The following is a 13,206-nucleotide window of genomic DNA, read 5'->3' as shown; positions in this document are numbered from 1 at the left end:
ACCCGCTCCCACAGAGTCCCCACAGCCCTAAAGCTGTGCACTATACCTGTGGGAGCGGGTTCACCCGCGAAGAGGCCCTAAAACCCAACACACTCTCCCCCATGCCCAACCACCTCCACAGCCCCCACCTAAGCACCCGCTTCCAGGCCCTCGACCAGTTCCTGATCGAGCACCAGCAGCTGTGGAAACCCCGCCCGTTCACCAGCCTGCAACTGGCCTGGGAAACCGCCCACTCCGAGCTTGCCGCCCACCTGCGCCAATGCTCCCTGGCAGACGCCGAAACCGACACCACCGCTGCCCCGTTGCCCGCCCCGTTCCCGCAACTGGCCCAGCAAGCCCGACAGCTTTCGGCACTCGGCAACCTCCCGGAAACCGACCTGCCCCCCGCCGCGCACCGCCTCGACGTAGCCGTCCCCGGCCGCAAATGGCAGCAGATCGAAGCCTTCGCCAGCCACCTGGCCTTCCGCGAACAGCCCCGTCACTGGCTGGACTGGTGCTCCGGCAAAGGCCACCTGGGCCGCCGCCTGCTGCAACCCGGCCAACACCTGACCTGCCTGGAGTACGACGCCGAACTGGTCGCTGCCGGCCAAGCCCTGAGCACGCACCACCACTTGCCGGCGCAGCATGTGCACCAGGATGTGATGGCCAACGACAGCGCCCGCCACCTGGCTGGCGACAAAAGCGTGGTCGCCCTGCACGCCTGTGGCGACCTGCATGTGCGCCTGATGCAACTGGCCAGCCAGCAAGGTTGCCGGCAACTGGCCGTGGCCCCCTGCTGCTACAACCGCATCGCGGCGCAGCAGTACCAAGCGTTATCCACAGCCGCCCAAGCCTCCAGCCTGCGGCTTTCACTGGACGACCTGGGCTTGCCCTTGAGCGAAACCGTTACCGCCGGCGCCCGCGTGCGACGCCAGCGCGACACCTCGATGGCCCGGCGCCTGGGCTTCGACCTGCTGCAACGCCAGCAGCGCCAGACCGACGAGTACCTGCCAACACCGTCGCTACCCGTGGCCTGGCTGGAGAAGCCCTTCGAGCAGTACTGCCGCGACCTGGCCGAACTCAAGCAATTGCAGCTGACTGGCAACCCGGACTGGGCAGCCCTGGAAGCCGCAGGCTGGCAACGCCTGGCCGAGGTCCGCAACCTGGAGCGCGTGCGCAACCTGTTCCGCCGGCCGCTGGAGCTGTGGCTGGTACTCGATCGCGCCCTGTTCCTCGAAGAACAAGGCTACAACGTGCGCCTTGGCCTGTTCTGCGACTACCCACTCACCCCGCGCAACCTGCTAATTCTTGCCGAACGCGACCGTTAGCCGCAGCACAACCTGTGGATAACTCTGTGAACAAGCTTGTGATTACCTGTTGGATCCAAGCGCTATTTCAAGCGTTTCGCTTATTCCAGCTTGCGCGTCAAGGCCAGTAAAAACAGGCGTTTGCGCAAAGACCGGCGGTGTATCGATCCGGCATGCCTTTCGCGCAAGGCGCCGATGCCACTTGTGCATAAACATTTCTTGTGGTTGGCGACTGCGTCTAAAGCCTTACCCAGAATGGCCTGATTTACGCGGTCCCTTGTAGGAGCGGCCTTGTGTCGTGAAAGGGCTGCAACGCAGCCCCAGCGATCTCTGCAAATACGCCAAAAACGGGGGCCGCTTTGCGGCCCATCGCGACACAAGGCCGCTCCTACAATGACCGCGTGAGCCTTCAATGCGCCTTATTCTTGGCAATCTCGATATCGTTCATCAGCGCCTTGGCCATGTCGCACAGATAATCGGCGGCGCCCAGGAATTTATGGTCATCCTCCATATCCCCCTCGCGCACCAGATGCTTGATGTAGCCCATCAGAATCGAGACATGCTCATAGGCAGCATCGACGGGGACGCCAGGCTCGACGCGTAACAGATTGAGGGATGGGTTACCGGCTGCGAGGAAGGTTTCCACGCCTGCGGTGGTGATGGGTTCGATGATGGTTTTCTTCATGGCATAAATCCTTACTCGGGGAAGGGACTGCCAGAAATCTTTCTCACGGATTTGGGTGGCAGCCGTACGCGGGGTGAGAAACCGGTCGAATAAGGAAGCCCGGCCAGACCGAAGTCTGCCCGCGTACGGCCACCATAAATGGGTAGCGCTTATTCGATCAGGGTTCTCACACCCGGTCGCCAGAGCGACCCGAAAAAGGTATCCGTGAGCCATTTCCCCGACAACAGCGATACTTCGGCGGCGCGCGTAGGATAGTTCCGAAGCCACCAAACCCTGAAGTTGTTAGCCCTAAAGTTCAGAATCTTCGTACAGCTGATGGCCCTTTCGCGGGCGCGCCCGCTCCCATAGGTACTACACAGTTTCAAGGCTTGTGGAGATCCTGTGGGAGCGGGCAAGCCCGCGAATAGGCCATCACAAGCAACACAAAGCTAATGCCCGACCACCGCAACGGTGTATCATCCGCCCCCCAAATCATTAAAAAGTGACGTCGCGCGCTGCCCGCCAGCCCCGCGACCTTCTGGCGTTGCGCCAGAACCGACAATGGACTAACGGACCCGACCATCGTGACCCAAGCCAAGCCCCTCGCCCTGCTGACCCTCGCCCTGGCCCTGACCGGCTGCGCCAGCGGCACCGCTCCCCACTCCAACAGCAGCCTGGGCTGGAACCACCCCGGCATGCAGCTGGGCGGCGACAACGGCCTGCCCCTGCGCACCGAAAGCCCCTGCCGCAAGCGCGGCTGCGACAACGACAAGCTGTTCTTCAACCCGGGCAAAACCGAGCCGAGCGTCACCACCATCCATCGCGGCTGGTAGGAAAATTCTTCTTTCAGGTCGGTGACTTAGGTCATTTGCGAACATTCGCAACGAAGTGGTTTACAGGCGCCAACCGATCGTTATAATGACGCCCCATTGCCGGTATAGCTCAGATGGTAGAGCAACTGACTTGTAATCAGTAGGTCCCGGGTTCGATTCCTGGTGCCGGCACCATATCCAGCTCCGTCGCATTCCACCGAATGCCTTGGAAGCCCCTAAAACCCGCCCTTTGGCGGGTTTTTTCGTTCCAGGACCCTCCGTCGGGATCCAACAAAATACCCCATCCCCGGGGGTATTTTTAGGGTACAGCGTCTTGCCTGCATGGAGAACGTACCCTTATGCCACGTCTAGCCGTTCCTCTCAGCGACCTCAAATGCCGTACGGCGAAACCTCGCGAACGTGCCTACAAGCTGTTCGACGGTGGCGGCATGTACCTCTTCGTGAAACCCAACGGCGTGAAAACGTGGCGATTGCGCTATTTCAAGCCCAGCGGCAAGGAAGGCACGCTGATCATCGGCAACTACCCCATCATCTCGCTGGCCGTCGCGAGGACCAAGCGCGATGAAGCCAAGGCCCTGTTGATCGACAACATCGACCCGATGGAAGAGAAGAAGAAAGCGAAGCTTGCTGCTCAACGGGCTTCCCTGCTTTTTGAAACCGTCGCCCTGGAGTGGCACGCCGAAATGTCGCGGCGCTGGACGGAGGGACACGCCAAGACCGTCATGAGCCGGTTGCGCACCCACGTCTTCCCCCTGATCGGCCAACGTCCCATCGCTGAGCTTGATACCCATGATCTGCTTGAGATCACTCTGCGTATCAAAGAGCGCGGCACCATGGACGTTGCTCTGCGCGTGCAGAATTATCTCTCCACGATCATGCGGGGCGCGAAGCGGGCACGGCAGATCAGCCAGAATCCTGCGCTCGATCTGGCAGGGTCGATTCATGCCCCGCGTACCGTGCACCGCCCTGCCCTCTCACTCAACCGTCTCCCCGAACTACTCAGCCGGATCGACAACTACAACGGCCGTGAGCTAACCAAGCTGGCTGTATTGCTGACGCTGCACGTATTCGTGCGCTCCAGCGAACTGCGCTTTGCGCGCTGGGATGAGTTCGACCTGCAAAGGGCGATGTGGGAAATCCCGGACACCCGTAAGCCAATCGACGGCGTGCGCAATTCTACCCGTGGCACCAAGATGAGCGGAGACATACAGATGGTGCCTCTCTCTCCCCAAGTCATCGCGATCCTTGGACGGCTGCGCGGCATGAGTCGCTTCTCCGAGCTGGTGCTGCCCGGTGACCACAAGTACTGGAAGCCAATGTCGGAGAACACGGTTAACCAAGTGCTGCGCAACGTTGGCTACGACACCTCCAAGGAGGTATGCGGACATGGATTCAGGACCATGGCTTGCAGCGCCTTGCTTGAGTCAGGGCTGTGGACAGACGCGGCCATTGAGCGGCAGATGAGCCACAAGGAACGCAATCGCGTACGCGCCGCCTATATCCACAAGGCCGAATTTCTGGAGCAGCGTCGGCTGATCATGGCGTGGTGGAGCAATTACATCGATGCCAACAGATCGGGGCATGTCACTCCACATGAGTTCGCCCACCCAGCTGGCGACAACATCACTACCTTGCCAAGTGGGCGTGGCGCACTCAATCGTCGGTGAACCCTCCAGATCACCGTTGGCCGCTCTTTAATTCGGGTCCATCCAAACAGGGCTGCAAAGCCGCCCTGTTTGGATGGACCTCGCTTTGCAAAGCTAAAAGCCGACACAAATCCTTTGGATACCACTGATTTCCACCGGTGGACAATTTCATGCACAAGCCCAGATGGCCCGTGAACTGTGGCGTTGACCAAATTTATCCACAGGCGTAGAACTGAGGGTGCAAACGCTGTCTTGGACAGCACCCAGGTGACCAGAACCTTGAAGGTCACGCCGCTCTCGCGGTGGTTCTCCCCCCAAATGGCGATTCGCATCCGGCAGCTCGCCCGGTCACCTCCCCGGTGATGGATGCCTACTTCACATCTTGGCCCTCGTGCGCCAGACAACACCTCCTACTTCGCCGCCCTGCAGCAACCTATCCGCTTGGCCGAATCATGCGCCAACCTGCGCCGTCTCTTTCTCCTGGAAAGAGACGGGCGCTTCTAACAATGCTGCAGCCCTCATCGCACTTGGCTTTGCGGCTACTCCACTCGTGACAATCGGCGTGACAAACGCCGATGTCACCAGCAACAGCGCTGAAGATGATGGTGCCGCAGGCCAGGGATTGGACTGCACCTGACTGACAGTCAGGCACGCCCCGGTCATCGCATCGCTGTGCTCACCCGGTTCAGGATCTTCAGGCACTGGTCTCGTCAGCCAATGCAGCCTCCACCCGCCCACCGGTAACGGTGTTCAGGAGGCCAGATCATGAGATGCCCTTGCTCCCGGTCGTAAGGAGTCGCCAGTCCCGCGTTAGAGGACATCCCCACAGGTCGCAGGGGCCTTGATCCCTGATAACACTCAGCATTCTTGGCGGGATGACGTGGGGCGAGGATTGGAGAAGCGGCGATGAGATGATCGACATGGCATTGGTAGGTAGACGCGATGGCCGCAATTTCGGTTACGGCAGGCAACTGAGCTACGCAGGGCCACAAGCGCTGAAAGACATGTTCGGCGGAGGCCACTACGGCACGGTCAAGGCGCACTGTGATCGGTGGCAGGCATTTGTGAAGTGGTGCCGCTCCGATCAGGGGCCCGGCATCAATGATGCGCGGCAGATTGATCGGAAGCTGTTGGCCGACTATGCGGCGTATCTGCGCGACATTGTTAAGCGCGGTGATCTCGCCGTCAGCACCGCACAAAACCGACTATCCAGCGTTAACAGGACCATGGCAGCGCTTCGCGGTGATCAGTGCGTGAAACTGCCAAGTCCGAGCAAGGCGTTGGGTATGCAGCGCAGCGGAGTTCGACACTCAGTGCCACAGGGCCAAGACAATGAACAGGTTAAGCAGATTGTCGATGTACTTTGCCGCGATCATCAGCTACGGGCCGCTGCAATCGTTCTACTGGCGCGAACCACCGGCATGCGCTTGCGTGAGGCCATCCTAGCCGACTTGCCACGGCTGAGCCGTGAGGCTAACGACCTAGGCAGGATAAACATCCAGGATGGCACCAAAGGCGGCCGAGCTGGCGCCTCGGCGCCACGATGGATTGCGGTGGACCACCATGTTCAAGACGCACTTGGGTTTGCACGGCAGGTGTCGCCTGCGCGTAGCCGCAACCTGATCGCGCCAGACGAAAGCTATCGGAATGTTCTACAGGAAATCATCCGCCCAGCGCGGGACGTCCTGCATGCACACAAGCTCAAGGGCTTCCATGAGCTACGAGCGGCGTACGCATGTGAACGCTATGAGCAAATCACCCAACACCCCGCGCCTATCAACGGCGGCCAATGTTGCCAGGCAGATAGGAACCTAGATCGTGAGGCCCGAAGGCAAATCAGCTATGAGCTGGGGCACGGTCGGATCGATGTGGTCGCGGCCTACATTGGCGGACGCATATGAGTAAGCCATTCGATATGGAACTGTTCTTGGCTGCGGTGCTGACGGGATCGTACGCAACGCGGCAGCGCCATTTACGGCAAGCAAAGCTCATCCAAGCTGAGATATCTGAATGCTGGCAGCTAGAAACACCTTGGGGTTGGAAGAAAAAACATGTTGTTTGGTTTCTCGACCACCGACTAGCGAGGCGATGCAAGGCAACTCGATATTACTACCTGCTGACCGTGCGGCTGCTGGCTCGTCGTTTAGAAAGAGCATGGGTCTTCAAGGGCTAAGGAGGTCTGACTTTGATAATAACGACCGACCGTAACCAACCCATTGAGGACGATCATTCAACTAATTGAAACCATGACACTCGTTCTGACTGCTTCGAACCACAAACTTTCGCTTATCCTTCAGGTTCCGGTACTAACTCAACGAAGGGAATTTGATGAGCGACAGAAGCGAGGTTCTGGAAGAGTTACGCGGGGTAATTGGAGAGCAGTCGAAGCTCCTGAGCTTGATACTCTTTACGCTCTCCGAAGGGCCGGTGCTACGCGAGGGACAGTGGCTGTCCTGCCGTTTGGAACCCAACCAAGCTCGGGCTACGGCGGCAGTTGCCATGGGCGCCGGCCAATCGCTTGGCACTGTCGTGACGAACTCGGCTGAGCGAGGACTTCCAGTCCGCGACCTGTATCCCATTGCTCGGAGCGTGGTGGAGGGATTCATCAATGCGGCATTCTTCGCTACCCAGCCTGTTGAGGTTTCTGTGCGCGCTCTTGCGCACATCCGTTACGCTGCGTGGAAGCATAAAAATCGCGTGATCGGTACTGGGGATTTCATGATGACCCTAGGCGATGATCCAGCCCCCAAAGCGACAGCGGCCAGACTCTTTCCTGAGTTTTCCGGGCGGGGACAGGACTCATGGTGTTCGCTCGATGCTCCGTCAAGGATCAATCGGATTGGCCAGGTTGTGCAGGCGTCCGGGGGAGCGCTACTGGGTGCCTATGGCGGTATCTACTCAGTATCCTCAGAAATCATCCACGGATCCGTCTACGGCATGAGCTATTTCATGAGCGCATACACAGGGCAGGCGCGGACAACGGAGGCGTTTCAGCGCGGAACTGAGGAACAGATGATCGACATCCTCTCAGCCGTTGCGCATGCAGCCAGTGGTTTCATTTCTGCCTACGCGAATATTCATCGATATGGCCCACTGGTGCTTGAAGAACACGAGTTGTTCAAACGGCTGTTCAAAGCAGCCACGGGAGATGCTTGGGTAGGTGGAGATCCCCCCGCTGCCAAGCCTAAGCGCTGACGAATTACGGCCCCCTCAATCTCCCCCGGCGGCGGCATAAACTGCCGCATACGGAAAAAAATGTCGCTTTTGAGCATGATTCTCTGACACCGGCCTAAAAATTCTTCCAGTACACGTTGACCAGTAATGCATGTCGTGATATCAGTTTAACATCGGGCTCGGGGCACGATTTAACTTTCCACTGACTATATGCGGTGGCCACTGCAAGGGTAGCTTTGCCTGATCGCGCTATACGTTGACGTTATCGATGGCGCTGGTAGAAGAGAAAATAGCCCCGAGACCCGGTACTACGAATGGATATCGAAGAAATTTTCAAGAATTTGTTTGGCCCCGACTTTAGTAGTCTTGATGGATTCTGCCAGTTACTAGAGGTTGATCAAAACAAATTACTAAACTTTCTTTACAAAAGGAAAGGCAGCCATTACGTAAGTTTTTCCATTCTAAAGAAAAACAAAACCCATCGCACTATCAAAGCCCCAAAACGGGTGATGAAAAAAATTCAGCATGCACTATTGCCGCATCTGGAAAGATTTTATTCCCCAAAATCCTCAAACCATGGCTTCGTCAAGGGAAGGAACGTTAAGACAAATGCTCAGATCCATACCAGAAAGAGATATGTGTTCAATATAGATCTGAAAGATTTTTTTGACAGCATTCACTTCGGGCGAGTCAGAAACCTATTCATGGCTCATCCATTCAATGCACCCCATAATGTTGCGACGGTCATGGCACAAATTTGTTGCAGCGATGGGAAGTTAGCTCAGGGCGCCCCTACGTCACCTCTGATTTCTAACATGATATGCCGCAAGCTTGACTCACAGCTGCAGGCGTTAGCAAAGTCAGGCAAATGTCATTTTACTAGATATGCTGACGACATCACATTTTCGTTTACCAGCACCGCAAAACATCTCCCGAAAGATATTGTTGAAATTTCCGAGGACGGCAGAGCGATACCAGGGCGCGAGCTGGAAGAAATCATCAAATCCAATGGATTCATCATAAATCCTGAAAAAACGCGTCTTCAGCACCGAACGCAGCGACAGATGGTAACTGGGCTTGTCGTTAACGATATGCCGAACGTCACCAGAGAGTTCATCCGTTTAACGAGTTCAATGATCAACGCCCTCAAGCGCTACGGGCCTGAGTTGGCAGAAGCCAGATATTTGGAGATCCTCAAGGGCGAAAATCAGCCACTGCAGCCTCGACAAATTCTGCGGACAAAGGACAATGCTGGAGATTTTTATATCAAGGTGGTCAAAGGACGACTGAATTACATCCAGATGGTTCGAGGGCGAGGCGACAAAATATACCGTCGATTGGCGTACGATTTTACAGTAGCAATAGGCAAAGAAAATACCGAGTTCAAAAAATCACCAGAAGAGATTTTAGGCAACTCAATTTTTGTCGTGAACAATATCATTGACGAAAGCCAAGGAACAGCCTTCCTTCTGGAGGGGGTCGGCATCGTGACCAACGAACACGTCGTGACCGGGGTATCCAAATCCATCGCTCGACACTCCATTTCATTCCACCGTGCCGGTGACCCGAAAGAATACTCCGCAGAGCTTATCCTTTCGGACAAGAAAGCAGACTTGGCTATTTTCCATCCCAATGAGGATTTTAAAAACATACCTGCCCTGAAAAAATGTAATAAAACTATAATTCGCCCCACCGACCCGGTTCTATCTATCGGCTTTCCTAAACATCGAGACGGCACAGCACACTACATCGCGAAAGGTAACACTACTCAACGGCGTCGACAGGTGGACCTAGACCTTTGGCTGGTAGATTTCACGCTAATGGAGGGAAACAGCGGAGGTCCTATGTTCAACGACTCAATGGAAGTAATCGGCGTCACAGCCAGAGGCGCTAAAAACAATATCGACGCAGCGCTTTACGGTTTCATACCATTAGAGAGCTTGAACGATTTTACAAAAAGAGCCGATTTTATGCTCCTAAAAAGGTTGTACGACTATATGGGGGATGGAACGTTAAACCTCTTGCCCGACATTCCCGGCAAGGGGGTTTTTAGCAGTACTTACCAAACAATGTTTCATAAGAAACGCTTTCAAAAAACTAAATCAGCTTGATGGATGACGGCGTTTTTCAAGGTAAGTGTCGCGTCAGCCCCCCCCCAGCTACGTAGCTTGCTTCTTGTGCTGTTGCTCCCGATGTATTCCCGACGCCATCGTACGCTGAGGACATTTGGGCTGTTTGTGACCGCCTCGAACTCTTGGCGCCCACCTCGGAAGCATCTGGGGCGTAGTTGGTAGAAGGCGAAGTCCAGCATCTCTGCATCACCTGGATAACCTCAAGCGCTCTCGAAGGCACGGGAACTGTAGGAATCCTGTTTCAACAGCTCGGAGATCGGATGCTGTCGGCACTCAGGGACTATAAGAGCAAGTGGCTGCTTAGCAGGTGAATGAGAGGATCGGTAACAGTAAACGTCCTCCCAAAATTCCCGATTCGATTCCACAGAAAGTCATAAGTAGCTGATTTTTTATAGATACCCTTTGAAGTACGTAAAAAATCCACCAAATTCCAGTCCCGACAAACTCGGGGCCTACCAGCCAACAACCGTTCGTTTGGCGCCCCACCTTAGAGGCCCGCGATGCGGGGCTTTCGCGTTTCTGAGGCACCCTAAAAACGGTTTTCACGCCACTTCAGCGTCCACAAACTTTCCACATTCGGACGGCTAGCCTCTTCAGGAACGACGAGCGCTTCGTCACAAGTTCATCAGCCAACCTCATCGCCTCCTCCAACAAGTCCGCAGCATCGTCAAAATCCTCTGCTTCATCACTCCCTTGGGCGAGAATGCCGCCTTCGGCAACGTCCGATCGGACGCTTTCAGCGAGGATGTGGAATCGAACGATTGATACTGCTTCATGCTCTGAAAGCACCCCCAAACGGCCAAGATTCGCCTTGTAGATTTGGTTGTAGTCTGGCGAGATTGGTATCTCGAATTTCCAGGCGCCGCCTTCGCCCCTCATCTTCTCGCCGCTCTCACCTTTAAGCTGATCAGCGGTTTGTCGAAGTTCATTTAAATACCCTCGCAGCTGCACTACCTCCCTGAGAGCCGCGACCTCTGCGAGAAGAGACGCCCTGACACTGCGTTTCTCGCATCTCTCTTGGTAAATACGCCCTAAGATGACTGAAGCGATAGTGAAACAGCCAGCGAGCACGGCGACAATCAACGGGGTGTGACCACTGGCTCCACTGCTTGCATTATCACCTGTGACCTGCCACACAACAGTGCACCACTCTAACGCGTCCTTCATTCACCACCTGCCAAAGCTGCAATCGGATTCAAAGCTACTAGTTCAGCAAGATGAACAGGACCGAAGTGCACATAGCGCATCGTCATTGTCAGGGACGAATGACCGAGAAGGCATGTACGCCACCCACACCCCCTGACGATAGGAGCCACAGAATATTTTTCTTCACACCACATAATCTCAAACTCATACCAACAAGTGTGCCGAGGTCAGAATATATAGCTGTTCTTGCAGCTCTTGCAGCGCTTCTCGGCACCCGAGCTTGCACCTACCGTTCGGCTAAGAATTAATTGGCATCCGCATTGAATTTTGCACACCAGAGAGCAGAGTCGGCACCGCGAGCAGTGAGGCCATATAAATTAGGCATCAATCTCAACTAGGTTCGTGAGCATTGAGGTAACCTTAAACACTCCAAAGAAATTATGCACAAGCGTAATACTGGACTTAAATCCAGGGACGCCAAATATAGTTACAGTGTAAATTCTTTCATTCTTCGTTTCGGGATCACCAAACTCCAGAATACCCATTGGTTCACCAGAGTAAAACTCACCAATGGCATCTTGCAGAGCATGCAGCTTGTCATCCGCATCACTCAGGAAATTATGATATATGTGAGAGTGCCTATAATTGACTGGCAGCGATGAACCACAGGATTTAAAAACTATCCCACATGAGAGAGCAGTAAAAAAATCATCAAACCGCGAATGGTCGACTTGATATTTAACCGCTCCACAGACTGACTGAACAGCGCCGTTTAGCAACAGCTTACGCAACGCATCATTATTGTAAGATAACTGCGGAGCGACTTTATTAACAAACACTTCTCTCGCCCTATTGTTCGGCGAAGCGTTCATACAAATATGAGCCAGCACATAAATATCATTAACCGACTTTGCATTATTATGCTTTTTGCACGACCTGACAGTTAGCAGCTGAACTTTCTCCCCTTCTGGAAAGAATGATCGAGGCGGTATGTGCTCTTTTGTCTCACCATCCTCATTACAGCCTTGAAAATAACATTTCATTAACTTAAATCTCCTAATTACAAAGCTCGGGAAATACGGTACCTCTTGGAGTTGCTACCCTTGAAGATCATTCCGTCCTTAAGGAGTTCATCAATATAATCATTAACCACATCACAGCGCTTATCAGTGCGGCGCTTCCACCCCAAATAACTGGCAATAACTGGGTATAAAGTTGTGGAAAACTCTGCTTTGGTTGCATTATCAAGTTCACTTTTAACCAGTTCCCGGAGACTCATCAAGCGAAGCGACTCTTTATTGAAAATTTTATTATCAAGGAACTTAAGCATTTTCTTTGCGGTAGTGAATTTCTGACTTGTGGCATTCTTACAAACAGTCACAAAGTCAATCGTAACTTCATCTAAATACTCAGATCCTGATGATCTTTTCGCTAAAACCTTCCTTAAGCGTCGCTTATCGCCCATTTGCTGATGGGTAGGTCTGTGTCCGGTTAAAAGTTCCACAAACGAAACTGCTACAGCATAAAGGTCATAGCCGTGCGTGGCCTGAGTCATGCCCTCTGGCCGATATGCTGGCGTATATCCTCGCAACTCCTCACCCCGCCCAACTCCAACACCGAGGTCAATTATCTTAATCATATCCATGTAAGACGGCATACGAAAAACAGTATGCGGGCGTTTTTTAGGCTTTATCAAAACAAACAAATTTGCCGGCTTTATGTCTGCATGAATAAAAGAATTTGATCGCTGGTATGGCTCCCCATGCAAAGAGCTCAAACCGTGAAGCACTGAGCGAATTATCTCAAAGGAATCAAAATAATGTTGGATATCGTTATCCCGATAGCGATGCTTCGATATATATGCAGACAATGTCACCCAGGATCCGCCAAGATGCTCCATTGCGAAAGCATGCCAACCGTCCTTACTCTTGTAAAAATCAAAGATTCGGACTGTTTCACCATCGATATCCCTACACAGCTTTACCTCAGCAAGTAAATCTTCCTCACTAATCTTCAACGCAACAAGACAATTCACCCACGTATCAGTTGCACACCACACCGCCCCGAAACCACTGGCCTCGCCAATCGCTTTATCGCCAATTATCTGGTAACGCAGTTTAATTTCCGGAAATTTTTCGTAGATATCGTCTTTAGAAAGAAGCTCAGCTGAATTCATGCCTCGTCCTTGCACTATTGTGACTAGCCATTTCCTGCCAAAAAAAGCCTGAAGCCTGAGGCTCAAAGCTACTACTTTGACATCACTTTGTCCAGCTCACATCCGCAGAAAAACCAACATTCAGCTTATAGCTATTTGGCAACCAAAAG

Annotated in this window: 11 protein-coding genes and 1 tRNA gene; 8 read left to right on the top strand and 4 right to left on the bottom strand. The window is 53.9% G+C overall.

Translation table 11 applies throughout. The features are described from left to right. The first annotated feature begins 101 nt into the window (after positions 1–101). Complete coding sequence (locus ABIB24_RS15930; RefSeq protein WP_354316858.1) at positions 102–1,307, top strand: methyltransferase; 1,206 nt, start codon at positions 102–104, stop codon at positions 1,305–1,307. A 388-nt stretch (positions 1,308–1,695) separates the two neighbouring features. Here the strand turns inward: ABIB24_RS15930 and ABIB24_RS15925 are convergent, their stop codons facing one another. Further along, positions 1,696–1,971, bottom strand: a complete 276-nt coding sequence (locus ABIB24_RS15925) for a DUF3077 domain-containing protein (RefSeq protein ID WP_013970482.1) — start codon at positions 1,969–1,971, stop codon at positions 1,696–1,698. A 563-nt stretch (positions 1,972–2,534) separates the two neighbouring features. On the opposite strand from ABIB24_RS15925, the gene ABIB24_RS15920 reads away from it, so the two are divergent. The 7 genes from ABIB24_RS15920 to ABIB24_RS15890 all read left to right on the top strand — a co-directional run bounded on the left by ABIB24_RS15920 (position 2,535) and on the right by ABIB24_RS15890 (position 9,714). Further along, the gene (locus tag ABIB24_RS15920) at positions 2,535–2,783 is read left to right on the top strand and encodes a hypothetical protein (RefSeq protein WP_085618309.1); all 249 of its coding nucleotides are present in this window, start codon (positions 2,535–2,537) and stop codon (positions 2,781–2,783) included. A gap of 98 nt (positions 2,784–2,881) precedes the next feature. Beyond that, positions 2,882–2,957: transfer RNA gene (locus ABIB24_RS15915), tRNA-Thr, on the top strand. A gap of 164 nt (positions 2,958–3,121) precedes the next feature. Beyond that, positions 3,122–4,450 (top strand): tyrosine-type recombinase/integrase, encoded by a 1,329-nt coding sequence (locus ABIB24_RS15910; protein WP_354316857.1) that lies wholly within the window; start codon positions 3,122–3,124, stop codon positions 4,448–4,450. Between the two features lie 899 nt (positions 4,451–5,349). After that, positions 5,350–6,330 carry an integrase domain-containing protein gene (locus ABIB24_RS15905; protein WP_354316862.1) on the top strand — a complete coding sequence of 327 codons (981 nt, stop codon included), beginning with the start codon at positions 5,350–5,352 and terminating at the stop codon, positions 6,328–6,330. Next, positions 6,327–6,602, top strand: a complete 276-nt coding sequence (locus tag ABIB24_RS15900) for a hypothetical protein (RefSeq protein ID WP_354316856.1) — start codon at positions 6,327–6,329, stop codon at positions 6,600–6,602. Before ABIB24_RS15905 ends, ABIB24_RS15900 begins: the two co-directional genes overlap by 4 nt. 155 nt (positions 6,603–6,757) lie before the next feature. Next, positions 6,758–7,624, top strand: a complete 867-nt coding sequence (locus ABIB24_RS15895) for a hypothetical protein (RefSeq protein ID WP_354316855.1) — start codon at positions 6,758–6,760, stop codon at positions 7,622–7,624. Positions 7,625–7,917: 293 nt separating this feature from the next. Then, positions 7,918–9,714 carry a reverse transcriptase domain-containing protein gene (locus tag ABIB24_RS15890; RefSeq protein WP_354316854.1) on the top strand — a complete coding sequence of 599 codons (1,797 nt, stop codon included), beginning with the start codon at positions 7,918–7,920 and terminating at the stop codon, positions 9,712–9,714. Positions 9,715–10,287: 573 nt separating this feature from the next. On the opposite strand, the gene ABIB24_RS15885 is transcribed toward ABIB24_RS15890, so the two are convergent. The 3 genes from ABIB24_RS15885 to ABIB24_RS15870 all read right to left on the bottom strand — a co-directional run bounded on the left by ABIB24_RS15885 (position 10,288) and on the right by ABIB24_RS15870 (position 13,057). Continuing rightward, positions 10,288–10,902, bottom strand: a complete 615-nt coding sequence (locus ABIB24_RS15885; RefSeq protein ID WP_354316853.1) for a hypothetical protein — start codon at positions 10,900–10,902, stop codon at positions 10,288–10,290. A 356-nt stretch (positions 10,903–11,258) separates the two neighbouring features. Continuing rightward, on the bottom strand, positions 11,259–11,924 hold the full coding sequence (locus tag ABIB24_RS15875; RefSeq protein WP_354316852.1) for a hypothetical protein: 666 nt from the start codon (positions 11,922–11,924) through the stop codon (positions 11,259–11,261). Positions 11,925–11,941: 17 nt separating this feature from the next. Beyond that, the gene (locus ABIB24_RS15870) at positions 11,942–13,057 is read right to left on the bottom strand and encodes a protein kinase domain-containing protein (RefSeq protein ID WP_354316851.1); all 1,116 of its coding nucleotides are present in this window, start codon (positions 13,055–13,057) and stop codon (positions 11,942–11,944) included. Between the last annotated feature and the right edge of the window lie 149 nt (positions 13,058–13,206).

This window comes from Pseudomonas sp. UYEF17 (assembly GCF_040546125.1).
Taxonomy (GTDB): domain Bacteria; phylum Pseudomonadota; class Gammaproteobacteria; order Pseudomonadales; family Pseudomonadaceae; genus Aquipseudomonas; species Aquipseudomonas putida_Z.
Note: the sequence above shows the minus strand (reverse complement) of the source record. Positions and strands in the feature narration are given on the sequence as shown.

Excerpts from the sequence above, each read along its gene's own strand:
- ABIB24_RS15905 (WP_354316862.1), top strand. The coding sequence starts at position 5,350 with ATGGCATTGGTAGGTAGACGCGATGGCCGCAATTTCGGTTACGGCAGG.
- ABIB24_RS15930 (WP_354316858.1), top strand. The coding sequence starts at position 102 with ATGCCCAACCACCTCCACAGCCCCCACCTAAGCACCCGCTTCCAGGCC.
- ABIB24_RS15900 (WP_354316856.1), top strand. The coding sequence starts at position 6,327 with ATGAGTAAGCCATTCGATATGGAACTGTTCTTGGCTGCGGTGCTGACG.
- ABIB24_RS15885 (WP_354316853.1), bottom strand. The coding sequence starts at position 10,902 with ATGAAGGACGCGTTAGAGTGGTGCACTGTTGTGTGGCAGGTCACAGGT.
- ABIB24_RS15910 (WP_354316857.1), top strand. The coding sequence starts at position 3,122 with ATGCCACGTCTAGCCGTTCCTCTCAGCGACCTCAAATGCCGTACGGCG.
- ABIB24_RS15895 (WP_354316855.1), top strand. The coding sequence starts at position 6,758 with ATGAGCGACAGAAGCGAGGTTCTGGAAGAGTTACGCGGGGTAATTGGA.
- ABIB24_RS15870 (WP_354316851.1), bottom strand. The coding sequence starts at position 13,057 with ATGAATTCAGCTGAGCTTCTTTCTAAAGACGATATCTACGAAAAATTT.
- ABIB24_RS15875 (WP_354316852.1), bottom strand. The coding sequence starts at position 11,924 with ATGAAATGTTATTTTCAAGGCTGTAATGAGGATGGTGAGACAAAAGAG.
- ABIB24_RS15925 (WP_013970482.1), bottom strand. The coding sequence starts at position 1,971 with ATGAAGAAAACCATCATCGAACCCATCACCACCGCAGGCGTGGAAACC.
- ABIB24_RS15890 (WP_354316854.1), top strand. The coding sequence starts at position 7,918 with ATGGATATCGAAGAAATTTTCAAGAATTTGTTTGGCCCCGACTTTAGT.